We start from the raw sequence: 19,405 nt of genomic DNA on the forward strand, positions 1-19,405 counted from the left end.
TTGGCCTCAACCTATTTTTTTCATTGGAACGAATTCATGTTCAGCCACACCCTGGCTGGCACGCTCAGTCCAGGGATCAATTTGAGCATATTTTTGCGACTCCACAAAACGCGCCGCCAGCGCCTTACGATTTTCTTCATCGTCAACAAGGTGCTGTTTTACATGCGACAATCCTACTCGCTCTATCCACGGTGCGGTACGTTCCAGGTAATGTGCCTCTTCACGGTACATTTGGATATAGGCCTGTGTGAATTCGTGTACCTGTTCTTCTGTTTCCACCTTGCACAACAAATCCGTCACTCGCACCTTGATGCCGCCATTACCACCGACATGCAATTCGTAACCAGAGTCCACACACACCACACCAATGTCCTTAATCGTGGCCTCGGCACAGTTTCGCGGACAACCTGACACCGCAATCTTGAATTTATGTGGCATCCAGGAACCCCAGGTCAGCCTCTCCAGTTCCATTCCTAACGAAGTCGAATCTTGCGTACCAAAGCGACACCAGGTTTTTCCGACACAGGTCTTTACCGTACGCAGCGCCTTACCGTAGGCATGACCAGATACCATGCCGGCCGCATTAAGGTCTGCCCAGACTGCCGGCAGCTCTTCTTTTTTGACACCCAGAATATCAATGCGCTGGCCGCCTGTGAGTTTGACTTCCGGCAGCTTGAATTTATCGACCACATCGGCAATCGCACGCAACTCTTTCGGTGTGGTCTGGCCACCCCACATGCGCGGTATCACGGAGTAGGTGCCATCTTTCTGTATATTGGCATGAACACGCTCATTGATGAAGCGCGATTGCGCATCATCCTGTGTCTCGGCAGGCCACGCAGCCAGTAGATAATAGTTTAAGGCGGGACGACAGGAAGCACAGCCATCGGGTGTTTTCCAGTTCATGACATCCATCACGCTGCGAATACTGGTGAGATGTTCTTCACGAATCGCCTGAATCACATCATCATGTGGGTGATCGGTACACTTACACACAGGTTTGGTGTTCGTTGCTGCAGAGTAATCACCACCCAGGGTGTTGGCCAGAATCTGTTCCACCAGCCCCGTACAGGAACCACAGGAACTGGAGGCCTTGGTATGGGCACGCACGTCATCCAGGGTGAATAAACCCTTGACGGTTATCGCCTTGACGATGTCACCCTTACAAACACCATTACAACCACAGACTTCCATGGCATCCGTCATGGTCGCCGCGGCATTTTGGCCGCCGTGTCCTGAGTCACCCAGGTGGGCCTGACCAAACATGAGGTGTTCGCGAATATCGCTGACATCTGTCGCATCGCGCATTAACTGGAAATACCAGGCGCCATCGACAGTATCACCGTACATGACAGCACCCTGAATCCTGTTTTCCTTCAGCACTAACTTTTTGTAGATACCTCGAGCCGCATCCTGCATGACGATAGCTTCGGTGGTGTCGTCACCCATAAAATCGCCCGCAGAGAACAGGTCGATACCGGTCACCTTAAGCTTGGTGGAGGTCACGGAACCCTCGTACTTCGCGATACCCATTTTCGCCAGATGGTTGGCGCAGACTCTTGCCTGTTCAAACAGCGGCGCAACCAGACCATACGCCTGTCCCCGATGCTGGACACATTCGCCCACGGCATACACGCGCGGATCAAAGGTCTGCATTGTATCGTTAACGACTATGCCACGTTCACAGTGCAGGCCGACCTTTTTTGCTAATTCGATGTTAGGCCTGATTCCCACCGCCATCACCACCAGATCCGTCGCGAGTTCATGGCCACCCTTGAAACGCACCGCCCGCACACGATCATCGCCCACAATCGCTTCGGTGCTGGTGGACATGAGAAAATTCAGGCCGCGCGCCTGCAACGCCTTTTTCAGCATCTCGCCAGAGGCCGCATCCATCTGGCGATCCATTAAGGTCTCCGACAGATGCACCACGGTGACCTTCATGCCCTGTTGCATCAACCCATTGGCCGCTTCCAGACCCAGCAGGCCGCCACCGATAACCACCGCGTGTTTATGTTTGCCGGCGGCCTCCAGCATAAGGTCCACATCGTGAATATCACGGAAACTGATCACCCCCGGCAGCTCGTGGCCCGGCACGGGAATGATGAAAGGCGTTGAACCCGTTGCCAGCAGCAGCCGGTCATAGGTCTCTTCGCTGCCATCATCGGCGATCACCCGGTGATGATGGCGGTCGATATCGACGATGGTTTTACCACGGTGCAGCGTAATGCCCCTGTCTGCGTACCAGTCCAGACGATTGAGCATGATGTCATCGATGGTCTTTTCACCGGCCAACACCGGCGAGAGCAGAATACGGTTGTAGTTGCCATACGGCTCGGAGCCGAACACGACGATGTCGTACATCTCCGGCGCAATGTCGAGCAACTCCTCAATGGCCCTCATACCCGCCATACCGTTGCCAATCAGGACGAGTTTTTCTCGCATCAGACCTCCCCAATACAAATAGACGATGGCGCAAGGCGCCTTACCTCTGGCCTTTTGCACACACTATGCCAGCACTATTTGTATTTGTAAGAGACTGATATATGAAGAAAATTATTGTCAGTCCTGAATCCTGGCAGGATTCCCGTGCCAAGGGCGCACCAGTTCTGTGCGGGCGCCTCGGCCGCTGTTTCACGCATGCCCAATTATGTGGCACAGCGGTGACCAGGTCTGCCTGGTGTGGGCATTTTGGTAAGTGTCACTACCCTATGCCCTTCACTTTTTCACCCCCGTCCGCACCAGAATGTCCGCTACAGTGCACTAAATTTTCCGTCAGTCTGCCCGCTAATAGGCAGAGAAACCCAATAGCGGCTAGAGAGATGCCTGAATGGCGGCGCATCTCAAGGTTCACATACTGCGGAGACGTTATGCCTAACGGACTAAAAAACCGAATTCTCACCGAGCTCATTGATGAGCTGGAAAACGACAAACTGGTGCTACCCAGCCTGCCTGAGGTCGCGCTAAAGGTCCGTGATACCCTGGATGACGAGAATGCCAACACCAAGGCGGTGGCGCAGGTGATCAGTACCGATGCGGCCCTGTCCGCCAAACTCATTCAGGTCGCCAACAGCCCCCTGCTGCGCGGCACAACGCATATCGACAGTGTCGACATGGCGGTGACCCGGATGGGCAATACCACGGTGCGGAATACCGTCAACAGCCTGATCGTGCAGCAGATCTTCCAGCCCACCACGGAGGTGACGGACAGGCTGTTCCGCGCCTTCTGGGAACACAGCACCGAAGTCGCGGCCATCAGCCAGGCATTGGCCGGCATGGCCCGATTAAAAGCCGACCAGGCGATGTTCGCCGGCCTGGTACACGACATCGGCGCACTACCGATCATCAAATACGCCGAGGATATTCCCCAGCTACTGGATCATCCGGAGGTACTTGACGAGATCATTAGTGAACTGCATACCACCATCGGCGTGGCACTGCTGAGCAAATGGGAGTTTCCGCAGGACATCATCAACGTCGCGGCGAAACACGAGGATCTGGGCCGTGAGCATGATGGGCCGGCCGACATGGTCGATGTGGTGACGGTTGCCAACCTGCAAAGCTATATCGAAAAGGACCACCCCCTGGCCATCGTGGCCTGGAGCACCGTGCCCGCCTTTAAGAAACTGGGACTGGACACCGAGGTCAGTATTATTGATATGGAAGGTACGGGTGAGTCGATCCGCGAGGTGCAGGCGGCGTTACGTGTTTAGGAGTAATTAATGATGAACTATACAAGGCCGCGAAGCTAAACCGACTATTTCCCGGGCCCATCGGCCCGCTGGCGCATCTGCTCCTTCCACTGACGATGTTTGACCATGATCGAGACGACCTCATCCATATCATCGGTCAGCGTGATGTAACGAAAATCCTCTTCCGCCACGGTGCCGGCCGGAATCATAGTGGCCTTCATCCAGTCAATCAGCCCCTGCCAGTATTTCACGCCAAACAGGATCATCGGCATGGGATAGATCTTCGCGGTCTGCATCAGGTTCAGTGATTCAAAAAACTCGTCCAGGGTGCCGAAGCCGCCGGGCATACAGACATAGCCCATGGAATGCTTCACGAACATCACCTTGCGCACGAAAAAATAGCGATAATTTAACACCACATCCTGATAGGGGTTGGGTGACTGCTCATGCGGCAGCCGAATATTCAGCCCCACCGATTTTGCCTCGGAGGCAAAGGCGCCCTTGTTGGCCGCCTCCATCACGCCGGGGCCGCCGCCGGTGATAATCGCGAACCGTTCGCGGGCGAGGCGCTGGGCGATCTCAATGGATTGTTGATAATACGGGTCTGCCTCCTTCAGCCGGGCAGACCCGAAGATGGATATCGCATATCCCAGATTGGAAAGCCGGTCAAAACCCTCGGTAAATTCGCTGATAATCCTGAACATGCGCCAGGATTCATCACCCTTCAGATCTTCAATCATCATAATGCCCTTTGATCTCTTCGTTAGCTGAGAGCCTGTGAAAAAAACCATCGGCCTACTGCGGACGTCGATTTTTCACAGGCTCTGAGTGCTGTAACCATCCCACAGGCCTATTATCGGCAGACTGCCCGCATACTGATGGCCGTCAACAGGAACAGGAAACGGATCACAGACCCTGAGCGCACACTCATAAAACCGAACTATGGGCCGATAACCCTTATCAGGGAGCCTCATCACCTTCGATAAGGAGATATGCAATGATTAGCGTCGGAAAACTACTGGATAACAAGGGCCATGATGTCTGGTCGGTGGGCCCGGAAGACAGCGTGTTTGATGCCATCGCGATGATGGATGAAAAACGGGTGGGCGCGCTCGCGGTCATGCAGGACGACACGCTCATCGGCATCATCTCCGAGCGCGACTATGCCCGCCAGGTGATCCTCAAGGACCGCACCTCAAAACAGACCCCGGTCAAGGAGATCATGACCCGGCATATTTACTACACCTACCCGGATCAAACCGTCGACGAGTGCCTGGTGATCATCAATCAACGGCGGATTCGACACCTGCCCGTGATGGACAATGACAGCCTGATCGGCATGATCTCGGTGGGCGATGTGGTGAAAGAAATCATCGCGGAACAGAAGTACACCATCGAGCAGCTGGAGAATCACCTCTCCTGGGCGGAGTCGTATTGATAATCCCTTGCGGGCTAGTTGCGGCTAGATGACTTTGGAAAACTGCTGCTGCGAGGATTTCTGCAGATACTTGTCGAACACCATGCAGACGTTGCGAATCAGCAGGCGACCGGCCGGGGCGACATCAATGGCATCGTCGGTGATCACCAGTAATCCGTCTGCCGCCATGGACCGAAGCTCTTCCAGTTCCGGCGCAAAATAGTCCGCGAAGCTGATCCCGAAACGCTGCTCGATCTCCGCCGGGCGCAGTGAGAAATGACAGATCAAACGGGTGATGACCTCGCTGCGCAGCACATCATCCGCATCCAGCTCCAGGCCGCGATACACGGCCAGGCGGCCGGCATCAATATCTTCATAATAGGCGTCGAGTGTTTTCTGGTTCTGGCTGAAGGCAGTGCCGACCTTGCCGATGGAGGTCACGCCCAGCCCGATCAGATCACAATCCGCATGGGTCGAATAACCCTGGAAATTCCGGTACAGGGTGTGCTCGCGCTGCGCCACGGCCAGCTCGTCATCCGGTTTGGCGAAGTGATCCATGCCGATATAGACATAGCCGGCCTTGATCAGTCGCTCATTGGTGTCTTGCAGGATATCCAGCTTTTCAGTGGCGGAAGGCAGCTCATCTTCATTGATGCGGCGCTGCGGCTTGAACATCTCCGGCAAGTGCGCGTAATTAAACACCGACAGGCGGTCCGGACTGGCGGCGATAATCTTGTCCACCGTAGCACCGAAACTCGCGACGCTCTGGTGTGGCAGACCATAGATCAGGTCAATGCTGACGGACTTGAAACCCTCCGCCTTGGCGGCATTGAGAGTGGCGAAGGTCTGCTCTTCGCTCTGGATGCGGTTCACTGATTTCTGCACACGCGGATCGAAATCCTGCACCCCGAGGCTCATGCGATTAAAACCGATCTCCCGCAGCAGGGCGACAGATTCCGGCGTCACCTCACGCGGGTCGATCTCAATGGAATACTCGCCGCTGTCGTCCTCGTGTAACGGGAAGTATTGACGGGTGGTTGCCATCAGCTCGCGCATCTGCTGATGGCTGATAAAGGTCGGCGTACCACCACCCCAGTGCAATTGATCGACTACGCGGTCATCATCAAACAGGGCCGCCTGCATGGCCAGCTCTTTGTACACACGCTCCAGATAGGGCTGGGATTTGCTGCGGTCCTTGGTGGCGATCTTGTTGCAGCCGCAGTAAAAACACACGGTGTCACAAAAGGGGATGTGGAAGTACAGCGATAGCGGTGTCGGCCGCCCCCCTTCCCGGAGCTGCGCCCTGCTCTGCTCATTGGTGCGCTCCGCCATCGCCCGATAGGCGGTCTCCCCAAAGGCCTCGTCAAATTTTACCGCGGTGGGATAGGAGGTATAGCGTGGCCCGGAACGATCGTAACGACGGATCAGCTCCAGATCGAAGACCAGTTTCTGTTCGGCGGAGGACTCAGACGGGTGGGCGGGGACGGACATAGATTCTCACCAGATCGCTGGGGTTTTACCCCCGTGAATGACGGGGAATTATAGCCCGCCAGCGAGGCGATGGCCATTGCCCCTGATGCGACGGCGGGCTAGTCCGCCGAGGTCGACGCCGACAGCTGTTCGGCGGTCAGCAGGAACACGTGGGTGCCCCCCCGTTCAAATTCCAGCCAGGTGAACGGCAGCTGGGGATAGGCCTCCACCAGGGCCGCGGCGCTGTTACCGACCTCCACAATCAATACCCCTTCCGGGGTCAGAAAATCCGCCGCCTGCTGGAGGATGCGGCGGGTGATATCCAGCCCATCCTGCCCCGAGGCCAGGGCCAGCGCCGGTTCGTGACGGTACTCCTGCGGCAGGGCGGCCATGTCCTCGGCATCCACATAGGGGGGGTTGCTGACGATCAGGTCATAGCGCTGACCCGCCACGGCGGCAAACAGGTCCCCCTGATGCAGGTGGAGGTGATCACCCACCTGATGGCGTTGCACATTCTGCTCGGCCACCGCCAGCGCATCGGCCGACAGATCGGTGGCATCCACCTGGGCGAAGGGAAAGGCCAGGGCGCAGGCGATGGCGATGCAGCCGCCGCCGGTACACAGGTCCAGAATGCGCGTGACCTGCGACGGCTCCACCCAGGGTTCAAAACCCGCCTCGATCAGTTCGGCGATGGGCGAGCGCGGTATCAGCACCCGCTCATCCACATAAAACGGCAGACCGGCAAACCAGGCCTCGCGGGTAAGATAGGCGGCGGGCAGGCGGGTATCGAGCCGCCGCCGCAGTAGCTCCAGCACTGTGTCGCGTTCGGCCAGGGTCAGGCGCGTGGCCAGCATATAGGGCGGGATCTGCGGCGGCAGATGCAGGGCATGGGTGACCAGATACAGGGCCTCGTCGAGAGCATTATCCGTGCCGTGACCGAAATACAGCTGGGCCTCACGAAAACGGCTGGCGCCCCAGCGCACATAATCACCCAGGCTGTGCAGCGCATCGAGAATGCCGCTGTCGAGAAGATCGTTGTTGCCGCTCACTGTGTCCTGCTCCGTTACAAGATGCCTGTTACGGCAAGAATGCGCTGTGGTAAAGTACGCGCCAGAACGTCGTATATTACGGCAAATATCCGATGATGGCGCGCCGCACGCACACGTCGGGCAGCTGATATTGTTCAACCTGGATCCGATAAACCTGTTTCAATTGCCGTTCCACCCTAACATCGAGAAAAAACTCCCATGGCGCAATACGTTTTCACAATGAATGGTGTGGGCAAGGTCGTCCCGCCCAAACGCGAGATCCTTCGCAATATCCACCTGTCATTTTTTCCCGGCGCGAAAATCGGCGTGTTGGGTCTCAACGGTTCCGGTAAATCCACCCTGCTGCGCATCATGGCCGGCCTGGATACCGACATCATCGGCGAGGCCCGGCCACAGACCGGGATCAAGATCGGCTACCTGTCCCAGGAACCGGAGCTGGACGACAGCAAGGACGTGCGCGGCAACGTCGAAGAGGCCCTGGGTGATCTTGCCTCCGCGCAGGAGGAGCTGGACGCCGTTTACGCCGCCTATGCCGAGCCCGATGCCGACTTCGATGCGCTGGCCAAAAAACAGGCCGAGCTGGAGGCCCTGCTGCAGGCCAATGACGGCCACAACATGGAACGCACCCTGGAGATCGCCGCCGACGCCCTGCGCCTGCCGCCCTGGGATGCCGATGTGAGCAAGCTCTCCGGCGGTGAACGGCGCCGGGTCGCGCTGTGCAAGCTGCTGCTGTCCAAGCCCGACATGCTGCTGCTCGATGAACCGACCAACCATCTGGATGCCGAGTCCGTTGCCTGGCTCGAACGCTTCCTGCACGACTACCCTGGCACCGTGGTCGCCGTGACCCATGACCGTTACTTCCTCGACAACGTCGCCGGCTGGATTCTGGAACTGGATCGCGGCCACGGCATCCCCTGGGAGGGCAACTACTCCTCCTGGCTGGAGCAGAAAGAGGCCCGCCTGGAACAGGAAGAGCGCGCCGAAGGCGCCCGCATCAAAGCGATGAAGGCCGAGCTGGAATGGGTGCGCACCGCGCCCAAGGGCCGTCACGCCAAGAGTAAATCCCGCATCGCCCGCTTTGAAGAGTTAAGCAATCAGGACTTTACCGCGCGCAATGCCACCAACGAACTGTTCATTCCCCCCGGCCCACGTCTTGGCGATGTGGTGATCGAGGCGACTAACCTGAAAAAGGGATTCGGCGACCGCCTGTTGTACGACAACCTCAGTTTTAATCTGCCGCGCGGCGGCATCGTCGGCATCATCGGCCCCAACGGCGCGGGTAAAACCACCCTGTTCCGCATGATTAACGGTGAAGAAAAACCCGATGGGGGTGAACTGAAAATCGGCGAGACGGTCAAGATCGCCTGCGTCGACCAGTCACGCGATACCCTCAAGGATGACAACACCGTATGGCAGGAGATCTCCGGCAGTCACGACAACATGATGGTCGGCAGCATGGAGATCAATTCCCGCGCCTATGTCAGCCGCTTTAATTTCAAGGGCACCGATCAGCAAAAACGGGTCGGCGACCTTTCCGGTGGTGAACGCAATCGCGTACATCTCGCCAAGCTGCTCGCCTCCGGCGGCAACTTGCTGTTACTCGATGAACCCACCAACGATCTGGACGTGGAAACCCTGCGCGCACTGGAAGAGGCCCTGCTGGAATTCCCCGGCTGTGCGGTGGTGATCTCCCATGACCGCTGGTTCCTCGATCGTGTCGCCACCCACATCCTGGCCTTTGAAAGCGACAGCGAAGTGGTCTGGTTTGAAGGCAACTACGCCGACTACGAGGCCGATCGCAAACGTCGTCTCGGCGCGGATGCGGATCAGCCGCACCGCATCAAATACAAAAAACTCATGCGCTAATCTCACACATTAAATTCACGCATTTTTAGACAACCCTGCAAACAGTGACCGATGGCCATACTCTGGCAAAAACAGACCAAAGATACCTGCTATGAAGTACGCACCGCCGGCAAGACCCGGCGCCTGTACAGCAATGGCGTGTTTCACAGCCAATATCACCCGGACCGGCCGAACAGTGGCGGGATCTGGGATTTGCTGGTGGTGCCGGCCTTCTTCCGGCCGCCGGGACGTATCCGCCGGGTATTGCTGCTCGGCGTCGGCGGGGGTTCGGCCATTCATCTGCTACGGCGTTTTGTGGGGCCGGCTGAGATCATCGGCGTTGAACTCAGCGAGATCCATCTACAGATTGCGCGACAGTTTTTTGGTATCAAAAAACACATGGCGACCCTGCACCATGCGGATGCCGTGCAGTGGTTACGGGACTATGACGGTCCGCCGTTTGACCTCATCATTGATGACCTGTTCGGCAACGAGGATGATGTGGAGCGTGCCGTCGCCATTGATACGCCCTGGTGCAATACACTGTTAAGCCATCTCAATAAAAACGGCACCCTGGTAATCAATTTCATTGGCAGCAAGGCGCTGAAACAGAGTGCCTGTGTGGCGGAACCCGGCATCGCGCGCCACTTCAGATCCAGTTTCCAGCTGAGCCTGCCGGCCTATGAGAATGCCATCGGGGTGTTTATTGGTGCGCCTAGCAGCAGCAAGATGCTGCGGGAAAATCTGGCCCTCGCACCGGCGCTGAATCAAAAAAATCTCGAGTTCCAGATACGCACGCTGGGAAAATAATTTCTGCATGGGCGTTCATGGCCATCCTGCATGCCCAAAATCAACGACAACACTTTTCTCCAACAATTGACACCAACAATTGACACCAACAATCAACGACGATAATTAACCATGACGATCGAAGAACTGCTTACGCGCATCAAGACCCGGCCCGAGACGGTGGAGTTCGAGGAGGTGATTGACTGTATCGATGACTACTACGATTACACGCCGACCCATTTCACCAACGGCCAGGGACATGACATGGTGATAAACCAGCCCGGCAGCAATGAAGGTTCGTGCAAGATTTTTGCCTTCGCCACCCTGGAAGGTCTGAATGAAGAAGAGACGCTGGCCTGTTTTGGGAAATACTATCGAGAAGACGTGTTACAGCATCCGCAGGCCAATGACCACGCCAATATCCGCACCTTCATGCGTCATGGCTGGCATGGGATTCAGTTTGAGCACTCGGCCCTGGTTCGACACAAGGAATAACGGGCAGCTTGCGCACTGCGCCGGTGTTAGCCAAGTACATTTTTACACTCACCCAACCTGACCGAAATAATATAGTCCGTAGGGCGCAATAACCGAAGGGCATTGCGCCGCATGTCTAAGTGCTAAGAGCGATGGCTTTTACTCGGCACTATCTTAGGGGATATGGCGCAATGCCCTTCGGTTATTGCGCCCTACAGGTGGTAGTTACTCAGCACTTAGCCGTATTAGTCCCTGATAAACAAGGCGATCGATTCCACGTGCGCGGTGTGCGGAAACATGTCCATCACCCCGGTGCTGACCAGGGTGTAGCCGTGCTGATTCACCAGCACACCGGCATCCCGCGCCAGGGTGGCCGGATCGCAGGAGACATAGACGATCCGTTGCGGCAGGGGTTTCAGCAGCTTTTCCACTACCACCGGCGCGCCGCTGCGTGGCGGGTCGAGCAACAGCTTATTGAACCCCTCGCCATACCAGGGCTCGGCCGCGAGATCGCCATTGAGATCGGCCATGTGGAACTCGACATTCTGGATCCGGTTACGTTGCGCATTTTCACGCGCCCTTTCCACCAGGCTCTGCTCACCCTCCACCCCCACCACCCGCCCGGCCCTGCGGGCCATGGGCAGGGAAAAATTGCCCAGTCCACAGAACAGGTCCAGCACCCGATCCTGCGGGGTCAGTTCGAGTAGGGCGACCGCGCGGTCGATCATCTGGATATTGAGCTCGGCGTTGACCTGGGTAAAGTCGGTGGGCAGAAACTGCAGGGTCACATCATAGGCCGGCAGCGCATAACTCAGGACGAAGTCGTCGGGCCGGTCTGCGGACACGGCCGGCCACAGGCGCCGGATCGTGGTTGGCCCCTTGGGCTGCACAAAGATGCCGAGTTTTTCGCGCTCGCCATAGGCGCGTAATCGCTGTTCATCCTCGTCGCTCAGGGGTTCCAAATGACGAAATACCAGGGCGACCTGCTGGTCGCCGACGGCCACCTCGATCTGTGGAATCTTGTCACGCACCGACAACTGATTCACCAGTTCGCCAAACTGGCCCAGGCGCGAACCAATGGCCTCGTGCAACACATCACACTGTTTGGCATCGGTCAGAAAGGCGCTGTGCCTCTCACGAAAGCCGACCCGCACCACGGCCTCGCGGCGCATGAACTTCACCCCCAGGCGCGCCTTTCGGCGATAACCCCACGGCGCCGCCGTGAGCGGCGGCAGGATTTCGCCGGGTGTGACCTTGCCGAGGTGCTGCAGATTTTCCAGCAGGCGGTCCTGCTTGGCGCGAATCTGATCTTCCGGGCTCAGGTGTTGCAGGCTACAGCCACCGCAGACGCCAAAGTGCGGACAACGCGGCGCAATCCGCTGGGGGGATGGCGTCAGCACCTCGACCACATCGCCCTCGTCAAACTTGCCGTGTTTCCGGGTGTAACGGAACATCACCTCTTCACCCGGCAGGGCGCGCGCGATAAAGATGACCTTGCCGTCGATATGGCTGATGCCACGCCCATCATGGGCCATGGCCGTAATGGTGGCGCGCACCGGTTCGGTGGGAAGTTTTTTATGGCGACGTCGGGACATGGGGGACTCGGGTTTCTAGTGCATTAATTAATAGGAATAGGAATAGGGATTGTTCGTCACACCGGCGTAGCGGCCGTGAGAGACAAACAGGGCTGCGCTCTAGGCCGGAAACACGTCCGTCGAAAGATAGCGGTCACCGCGATCGCAGATGATGGCCACAATCACCGCGTTTTCCACCTGCGCCGACAGCTCCAGGGCCGCGGCGACCGCGCCCCCGGAGGAGATGCCGGCAAATATGCCCTCCCGGGCGGCCAGTGCCCGGGTGGTGTTTTCGGCGTCCTGCTGGGAGATATCGAGGATGCGATCGACCCGGGTCTCATCATAGATCGTCGGCAGGTATTCCCTGGGCCAGCGGCGAATGCCGGGGATGGAGGCGCCCTCGGTCGGCTGCACGCCGACGATCTCGATGCTCGGCTTCACCTCTTTGAAATACCGCGAGCAGCCCATGATCGTGCCCGTGGTGCCCATCGCGCTCACAAAGTGGGTGATGCGGTTGGCGGTATCCCGCATGATCTCCGGCGCCGTGCCCTCATAGTGGGCCCGCGGGTTATCGGGATTGGCAAACTGATCCAGCACCCGCCCCCTGCCCTCGGCCTGCATCTGTTGCGCCAGATCACGCGCACCCTCCATGCTCTGTTGCTGGCTGACCAGCACGATCTCGGCGCCAAAGGCCTTCATCACCCCGCGCCGCTCGACGCTCATGTGCTCGGGCATGATCAACACCATGCGGTACCCCTTGATGGCGGCCGCCATGGCCAGGGCGATGCCGGTGTTGCCGCTGGTGGCCTCAATCAGCGTATCGCCGGGGCAGATCTCTCCCCGCGCCTCGGCGTGCTGGATCATGCTCAGTGCCGGGCGGTCTTTGACCGAACCCGCAGGATTATTGCCTTCAAGCTTGACCAGGATGCTATTGCTGGTCTCGCCGGGCAGGCGTTGCAGGCGCACCAGGGGGGTGTTGCCAACAAAGGACTCGATGGTGGGAAATGTCATGTTGTATAACCGGCGGTGAAAAAGAGACGCCTAATGTACTGATCTCGTCTATTTAATCAAGGGGAGCTGGGGACAAAGCGTGTTGTTGAATGAGCTCAGCGCCCCAAATGTGCAGCCAAATGGCGGAATCGTACCGTCAGGGCTGATAGAATGAACCCAGGTTGCAGGACAGCCAACCTCCCGTTGATATCGCCTCGTAGAGATACGGATCAGAACCACTGGGCGGCACACAAAAGAGATCGCTTGATAATGAAAATAATCACACCAGCGCCAGAGCCTCAACGCCTCTCCCTACACTGTCTTTTCGCCGCCACGCTTGCCCTCGCCTGTCTATCCCCGGCCTATGCGCTGGAACCCGTCACCCTCGCCGCGCTGTCGGAAGAAGACTTCCTGGCGGACATCCCCATGGTGTTGACGGCCACCCGACTGGCGCAACCGATCACCGAGGCCCCGGCGGCGATCTCCATCATCGACCGGGAGATGATCCGCGCCTCAGGCGCGCGGGAAATCGTCGACCTGTTTCGCATGGTGCCCGGCTTCGTGGTGAGCCGGGACAGCGGCCACTCCCCCATCGTCACCTACCACGGCCTTTCTACCGAATACCTCGCCCGCATGCAGGTGCTGGTTGATGGCCGCTCGGTCTATTCGCCAGTGTTTGGCGGTGTGGACTGGGCAAACCTGCCCCTGGCGATGGACGACATTGAACGCATCGAGGTGATCCGCGGTCCCAACTCCGCCAGTTACGGCAGTAACGCCTTCCTCAGTGTGATCAACATCATTACCCAGCACGCCTCCGCCACCAGCGGCACCTTTGTGCGGGGCACCCACGGCAGCAACGGCGCGCGAGACGCCACGGTGCGCTACGGCAATACAGGGGGTGGCTTCGACTACCGCATTACCGCCAACATCAACAAGGACGATGGCTTCGAGGCCCGCGAGGATGATCGCAACCTGAAAACCGCGCGTTTTCGCGCCGACTATCAGGCCAGCGCCAGGGACAGCGTGCTGTTTCAGGCCGGCGCCACGCGCGGCATCAGGGAGATCGACTCCAAAACCCTGCTGACCACCGAGGACCGCGACATCAACATCAATTTTGAACAGATCCGCTGGCAACGACAGATCGACAATGACGATGCCGTCAGCCTGCAATTCTTCCACACCCTGGAGGACATCAATGAGATCTTTGATGTCGTCCTGCCACCGGCGGTGCATATCATCCGCGACAGCTCGACACGCGCGGAACGCTTTGACCTTGAACTGCAACATACCAGGCAGTTAGAGGAGAAGGCGCGTCTGGTGTGGGGACTGGGCCTGCGTCAGGATGCGGCCAGTGGCCCGCACCTGTTTGGCACCGACCCCGCGACCGGCTACACCGGCAGCCGGAAATATTTCTACAATCAGGTGGCGCGCGGCTTCAGCAATGTGGAGTGGCGCCTAAAGCCCAATCTCACCCTCAATCTGGGGGCGATGCTGGAGCGCTCCGATCTGGCCGATTATGAATTCTCGCCGCGCCTCGGCCTCAACTATTCCTTTACGCCGCAACAGTCGATCCGCCTCATCGCCAGCCGCGCCACGCGTACTCCTACCCTCACCGAGGCGCGATCCAACTTCCGCATCCCGATTGAAAATTACCCGGCACCACCCTTCGACTTTACGACCACTATCTGGGTGGGTAACGAAGATCTCAACCCGGAGAAAATTACCGCGTATGAGCTGGGTTATCACGCCGACCTCACGCGCAACAAACTCTCCTTCGACCTGAAGCTGTTCCGTGAAAACCTGCACGGCCTCATCTCGCTGGACGAAAACAGCATCCCCAATCCGGCCGATCCTCTGCTTGGTGAGTATGAGAGATATGACAACCTCACCGATGCCCACATCAGGGGCGCCGAGGCCAATCTGGATTTTTCACCGACACCGGCTAGTCGCCTGATTCTGTCACGCTCATTGACGGACATCAAAAGTGAAAACCCTAACATTTCCTCTGAAAAACTCGACGAGACCGCCCCCCGCCACATCACCTCCATCCTTGCCCTGCATCACTTTCCCAGCGGCATCAGCAGCAGCCTGCTGTATTACCGCGTCAGTGAGAGCAACGGACTCGGTTCGGGCGACCCACTGCCTGGCTATCAGCACGTCAACGTGCGCGTCGGCTTTCCCTTCAGGGCATCGGGCGTCAGCGGTGAACTGGCCTTTGTCGTACAAAACATCGGCGATGGCTATATCGACTGGCGATCGGAGAATGTGGCCGAGACACAGCAATACGTAACGGTTTCTGCCCAGCTTGATTAGAAATAATCGATAGACATGCCCATAACCAGGACAAGACAGGCACACAAGCCTAGATAATGAGACATCACCCGGCAGCTCTTCAGGGAAAGAAGAAATCGATACTGACCTACATCAGTGTCGTGGCGCTGCTGTTCCTGCTATCCACCGGGCATGCACTGGCAAAAACCTATCGCATTCTGATCGTCAGCAGCGGCAGCAGCGCGATCTATACGGATATGATCGACACCCTGCAGACTGCCGTCACAAACAGTGCCGTACTGAGGGAGACAAATACCCAGGTAGCCTTTACGGTCGAGTTTTTAAATGGCACAGCAGCAACCGTGCCACTCCGGGAAAAGGCCAGACAGCAGGATCTGCTGCTGACCATTGGTCAGGGTGCGATCGCGACGACAGCAGAGATCAGTCCCTCATTACCGATCATAGCAACCCTGATCCCCAAACAGACCTACGATCACTATCGCGCCGCCCTCCGCAAGGCCAATATAAAAAGCACCGCCATCTTTATCGACAATCCCCCTGAACGGCAGATTGCCCTGGCAAGACTACTGTTGGGCAACAGCCAAAAACTGGGCGTCCTCATCGGCGAGAACTCACCACAGGGAGAGATCGAATCGGCCCTGCAGAAGATGGGCAGTAGTTACCATATTGAAACCGTCAAACGAACGGACAACCTCATCAGTAAACTATCGTATGTGCTCAGTGACACGGATGTGTTTATGGCGTTTCCGGATGCGCAGATTTTTAACCGCGACACCGCCAAGAATATCCTGCTCACCACCTATCGACAGCGGACCCCTGTCATTGCCTATTCGGCTTCTTATGTAAAAGCCGGCGCCCTGGCGGCGGTCTATTCAACCGCGCAGCAGATCGCCGAGCAGACCGCAGACACACTGGTGAGGATTCTTGCTTCCGGTCTCAACTTCCCGGAGCAAGGCTCCTACCCGAAATATTTTGAGATCGCGATCAATCGAAATGTCGCCAAATCACTGGTGATCCCGGTATCCAGCGAGACAGAGATAAAGGATCAGTTATTGAAGATCCTGGAGAAAACCCAATGAACTTCCCCAGCATCCGGACGCGCGTGCTATTACTGGCCATTATTCCGACCACAGCCGCATGCATCATATTTTTCAGCTATTTTGCCAGCAAGCAAAACCATGACATCGAGGCCGCCCTCACGGACAAGGGCGACGACATCGCCAGCCACCTGGCTTCCGCCAGTGAATACAGCCTGTTTTCCGGTAACCTCAGCCTGCTTAACCCGCTGGTGGATAGCGCCTACAAAGAAGACAATGTGGTTTCAATTACCATCACCGACGATCAGGGCACACCGCTGATACAGCGGCCAGTCACTCAATCGCCAAAACCAACAGCCACCGAGAATAAAATCCCCAGCACCAATAACCGCGTCTTCAGCAAACCGATCATCCAGAACACCATAGCCATCAGCGACTTCGATGAGGGCGAAGAAACGCTCCCATCGGTTATCGGCTGGGTCGTTATTGAGATGTCCAATGAGCTCACCCTGAAACGCAAACGAAAGGCCACGACAGAAACCCTGTTCATCACCCTGATCATTCTCGCCAGCAGCATTTATCTAGGTACAACGATCAGCCGTCGCATTACGGCGCCGATCATCACACTCACCAATGCCGTAAAAGAAATAGAAAAGGGTAACCTGAACATACCGATCAACACCTATTCGACAGGCGAATTACTGTCTCTCGAAGAGGGAATCCGCGGCATGCTACGTTCCATAAAAACGTCCCATCGAGACTCCCAGCAACAGATTGAAAAAGCCACCGGAAAATTACGCGAATCGCTGGAACTCCTCGAACACAAGAATTACGATCTGACTATCGCCAGACAGGAGGCATTATCCGCCAGCCAGGCGAAGTCATCCTTTCTCGCCAATATCAGCCACGAAATTCGCACACCGATGAATGGCATACTGGGATTTATTCGCCTGCTCAAAAACACAAGATTAACGGATGAACAGCTGGACTATCTGGGCACTATCGAGCAATCCTCGCAAAATCTGCTTTTCATCATTAACGATGTGCTAGATCTTGCAAAGTTCGAGGCAGGAAAGCTATCTCTCGACAACGCCCCCTTCAATCTTCACGAATGCATTGAAGATGTCGAAATACTGCTATCGCCATCAATGAGTGAAAAAGGTCTGGAACTCGCGACGTTATTTTATGATGACACGCCTGAAAACGTCATCGGACCTCAGGGGCGGATTAAACAGATCCTCATCAACCTGATAGGCAATGCGATAAAGTTTTCCGACCGGGGGATTATCATCGTGCGGGCGATGATTGAAACACGCAACAAGGACACCGCCCTTGTCAAAATATCAGTCAGCGACCAGGGGCCTGGTATTTCGGAAAAAAATCAGCAACGGCTGTTCCATTCATTTTCACAGCTCGATGAAAGCGATACCCGAAAACATGGCGGTGCTGGCCTGGGGCTCTCAATATCAAAATCCCTCGCCAAAGCAATGAACGGTGATATCGGGGTTGAAAGCCGCCTCAATGAAGGCTCGACATTCTGGTTCAGCTTTGAATGCAGCCTTGATCCCCAGGAGAATACCCTGGTTGAAAAAATACCGCCCTTCAAAGCAAGGTCGGTTGCCGTGTATGACAGTAATGAACTTTCACTGCTGTGCATCACGCATAGCTTGCGCAAGCTGGGCCTCTCTGTCATTGAATATCACACCATTGATGACCTAACGGATTCAATAGGCAACAGCAGTGAAGCCGATGCCTATGCCTTTAATGTATCGGCCGACGAAATAGACAATATTGCTGATATTTTCAGCCACAACCCGCACCTGAACGAAAAATCGGTGGCGATTATCAAACTGTCAAAAACGGATACTCGGGCCAAACTATGGGAGCATGCTATTCACAACCATCTACTGCGGCCCTTTCGAAGAGCCGATTTAATTACCCTGCTAGCCCGCATTACCTCGAAAAACAAGGCCGTTGACAGCCCCGCCGACGCAGACGCATCCGCATCCGCAACATTACCCGCCCTGAACAGACTCGATGGATTCAGCGTACTGGTTGCTGAAGACAACATGATTAATGCAAAATTCATATCAACCATCCTCCAGCGATCTGGCGCGGAAACGGTAATCGTCAATAACGGTAAAATGGCGATCGATGAATTCACCAAAAAAAAATTCGACGTGGTATTAATGGACATCAACATGCCCATCATGAATGGCATCGAAGCGACTCGCATAATCCGCAATCTGGAAGATGCAAACCATCACACGCCGATACTTGGCCTGACCGCGATCAGCGTAGATAACAATGACCTGAAGTACCGGGAAGCCGGTCTGGATGATGTGTTGGAAAAGCCCATCGCGGTTGATGAACTACTGCACGAAATTGTGTATCGGATTCATTCCAGGCAGCTGCCAGCCACGATTCAGCCGCCAAAAATCACTACCTCAGACAGGCTGGCCAGTGTGGATCGTCTGGGCCTCGACAAGAACCTCTCTGCCGCCATGAATGAAATGTTGCTGGCCGAACTACCCGGCACCCGGCAGGCGCTTGTTAGCGCATATGCAACAAAAGACCGGGATTCACTGCGCAACGAGGTGCACCGATTCATTGGCGGAATGAGTTACTGCGATGTACCAAAACTGTATCGTTTGACGATCGACTTTCAAAAAAGCCTGCAGACAGAAGACGGTGATTTGAGCGGAGGTTTCGGGGCCTTGATCACCGAGATTGACTCACTCATCAACCCCTCACTCCGCGACGAAACCTGATTTTC

General features: G+C 56.4%; 14 protein-coding genes. 8 read left to right on the forward strand and 6 right to left on the reverse strand.

From position 1 onward, the window contains the following. Window positions 1-6: 6 nt before the first annotated feature. Window positions 7-2,445, reverse strand: a complete 2,439-nt coding sequence (nirB, locus tag RRB22_09515; GenBank protein MDT8384642.1) for a nitrite reductase large subunit NirB — start codon at window positions 2,443-2,445, stop codon at window positions 7-9. Window positions 2,446-2,870: 425 nt separating this feature from the next. Between nirB and RRB22_09520 the strand changes: the two genes are divergently transcribed. Next, window positions 2,871-3,713, forward strand: coding sequence for an HDOD domain-containing protein (locus RRB22_09520; GenBank protein MDT8384643.1), 843 nt, complete (start codon window positions 2,871-2,873; stop codon window positions 3,711-3,713). A 44-nt stretch (window positions 3,714-3,757) separates the two neighbouring features. Here the strand turns inward: RRB22_09520 and RRB22_09525 are convergent, their stop codons facing one another. Then, on the reverse strand, window positions 3,758-4,432 hold the full coding sequence (locus tag RRB22_09525) for a TIGR00730 family Rossman fold protein (protein MDT8384644.1): 675 nt from the start codon (window positions 4,430-4,432) through the stop codon (window positions 3,758-3,760). 257 nt (window positions 4,433-4,689) lie between these two features. Here RRB22_09525 and RRB22_09530 point away from each other — a divergent pair, with 257 nt between their 5' ends. Next, on the forward strand, window positions 4,690-5,130 hold the full coding sequence (locus tag RRB22_09530) for a CBS domain-containing protein (protein ID MDT8384645.1): 441 nt from the start codon (window positions 4,690-4,692) through the stop codon (window positions 5,128-5,130). 24 nt (window positions 5,131-5,154) lie between these two features. On the opposite strand, the gene hemN is transcribed toward RRB22_09530, so the two are convergent. Both hemN and prmB read right to left on the reverse strand, forming a co-directional pair. Further along, entirely contained in the window at window positions 5,155-6,600 is a 1,446-nt protein-coding gene (gene hemN, locus RRB22_09535) for an oxygen-independent coproporphyrinogen III oxidase (GenBank protein ID MDT8384646.1), read from the reverse strand. 98 nt (window positions 6,601-6,698) lie between these two features. After that, on the reverse strand, window positions 6,699-7,628 hold the full coding sequence (gene prmB / locus RRB22_09540; protein ID MDT8384647.1) for a 50S ribosomal protein L3 N(5)-glutamine methyltransferase: 930 nt from the start codon (window positions 7,626-7,628) through the stop codon (window positions 6,699-6,701). A gap of 198 nt (window positions 7,629-7,826) precedes the next feature. Here prmB and ettA point away from each other — a divergent pair, with 198 nt between their 5' ends. The 3 genes from ettA to RRB22_09555 all read left to right on the forward strand — a co-directional run bounded on the left by ettA (window position 7,827) and on the right by RRB22_09555 (window position 10,757). After that, a complete protein-coding gene (gene ettA, locus RRB22_09545) occupies window positions 7,827-9,494 on the forward strand; it encodes an energy-dependent translational throttle protein EttA (protein ID MDT8384648.1) in 1,668 nt (555 codons plus the stop codon). A 51-nt stretch (window positions 9,495-9,545) separates the two neighbouring features. Continuing rightward, a complete protein-coding gene (locus RRB22_09550; GenBank protein MDT8384649.1) occupies window positions 9,546-10,283 on the forward strand; it encodes a hypothetical protein in 738 nt (245 codons plus the stop codon). Window positions 10,284-10,394: 111 nt separating this feature from the next. Next, on the forward strand, window positions 10,395-10,757 hold the full coding sequence (locus RRB22_09555; GenBank protein MDT8384650.1) for a HopJ type III effector protein: 363 nt from the start codon (window positions 10,395-10,397) through the stop codon (window positions 10,755-10,757). A gap of 224 nt (window positions 10,758-10,981) precedes the next feature. Here RRB22_09555 and rlmD read toward each other — a convergent pair whose 3' ends face one another. Next, window positions 10,982-12,331: a 23S rRNA (uracil(1939)-C(5))-methyltransferase RlmD gene (gene rlmD / locus RRB22_09560; GenBank protein MDT8384651.1), complete on the reverse strand. Its 1,350-nt coding sequence runs from the start codon at window positions 12,329-12,331 to the stop codon at window positions 10,982-10,984. A 99-nt stretch (window positions 12,332-12,430) separates the two neighbouring features. Next, on the reverse strand, window positions 12,431-13,321 hold the full coding sequence (gene cysM, locus RRB22_09565; GenBank protein ID MDT8384652.1) for a cysteine synthase CysM: 891 nt from the start codon (window positions 13,319-13,321) through the stop codon (window positions 12,431-12,433). Between the two features lie 249 nt (window positions 13,322-13,570). Between cysM and RRB22_09570 the strand changes: the two genes are divergently transcribed. From RRB22_09570 to RRB22_09580, 3 genes are read left to right on the forward strand one after another with little or no spacing between them, the layout of a single operon-like run. Beyond that, the gene (locus RRB22_09570; GenBank protein MDT8384653.1) at window positions 13,571-15,613 is read left to right on the forward strand and encodes a TonB-dependent receptor; all 2,043 of its coding nucleotides are present in this window, start codon (window positions 13,571-13,573) and stop codon (window positions 15,611-15,613) included. Between the two features lie 56 nt (window positions 15,614-15,669). After that, complete coding sequence (locus RRB22_09575; GenBank protein MDT8384654.1) at window positions 15,670-16,671, forward strand: ABC transporter substrate binding protein; 1,002 nt, start codon at window positions 15,670-15,672, stop codon at window positions 16,669-16,671. Further along, the gene (locus RRB22_09580) at window positions 16,668-19,400 is read left to right on the forward strand and encodes an ATP-binding protein (GenBank protein MDT8384655.1); all 2,733 of its coding nucleotides are present in this window, start codon (window positions 16,668-16,670) and stop codon (window positions 19,398-19,400) included. Before RRB22_09575 ends, RRB22_09580 begins: the two co-directional genes overlap by 4 nt. Window positions 19,401-19,405 lie beyond the last annotated feature (5 nt).

The sequence above is a fragment of the Gammaproteobacteria bacterium genome (assembly GCA_032250735.1).
In the GTDB taxonomy this organism is placed as follows: Bacteria; Pseudomonadota; Gammaproteobacteria; order SZUA-152; family SZUA-152; genus SZUA-152.

Excerpts from the sequence above, each read along its gene's own strand:
- nirB (MDT8384642.1), bottom strand. The coding sequence starts at position 2,445 with ATGCGAGAAAAACTCGTCCTGATTGGCAACGGTATGGCGGGTATGAGG.
- RRB22_09520 (MDT8384643.1), top strand. The coding sequence starts at position 2,871 with ATGCCTAACGGACTAAAAAACCGAATTCTCACCGAGCTCATTGATGAG.
- RRB22_09525 (MDT8384644.1), bottom strand. The coding sequence starts at position 4,432 with ATGATTGAAGATCTGAAGGGTGATGAATCCTGGCGCATGTTCAGGATT.
- RRB22_09530 (MDT8384645.1), top strand. The coding sequence starts at position 4,690 with ATGATTAGCGTCGGAAAACTACTGGATAACAAGGGCCATGATGTCTGG.
- hemN (MDT8384646.1), bottom strand. The coding sequence starts at position 6,600 with ATGTCCGTCCCCGCCCACCCGTCTGAGTCCTCCGCCGAACAGAAACTG.
- ettA (MDT8384648.1), top strand. The coding sequence starts at position 7,827 with ATGGCGCAATACGTTTTCACAATGAATGGTGTGGGCAAGGTCGTCCCG.
- RRB22_09550 (MDT8384649.1), top strand. The coding sequence starts at position 9,546 with ATGGCCATACTCTGGCAAAAACAGACCAAAGATACCTGCTATGAAGTA.
- RRB22_09555 (MDT8384650.1), top strand. The coding sequence starts at position 10,395 with ATGACGATCGAAGAACTGCTTACGCGCATCAAGACCCGGCCCGAGACG.
- rlmD (MDT8384651.1), bottom strand. The coding sequence starts at position 12,331 with ATGTCCCGACGTCGCCATAAAAAACTTCCCACCGAACCGGTGCGCGCC.
- cysM (MDT8384652.1), bottom strand. The coding sequence starts at position 13,321 with ATGACATTTCCCACCATCGAGTCCTTTGTTGGCAACACCCCCCTGGTG.
- RRB22_09570 (MDT8384653.1), top strand. The coding sequence starts at position 13,571 with ATGAAAATAATCACACCAGCGCCAGAGCCTCAACGCCTCTCCCTACAC.
- RRB22_09575 (MDT8384654.1), top strand. The coding sequence starts at position 15,670 with ATGAGACATCACCCGGCAGCTCTTCAGGGAAAGAAGAAATCGATACTG.
- RRB22_09580 (MDT8384655.1), top strand. The coding sequence starts at position 16,668 with ATGAACTTCCCCAGCATCCGGACGCGCGTGCTATTACTGGCCATTATT.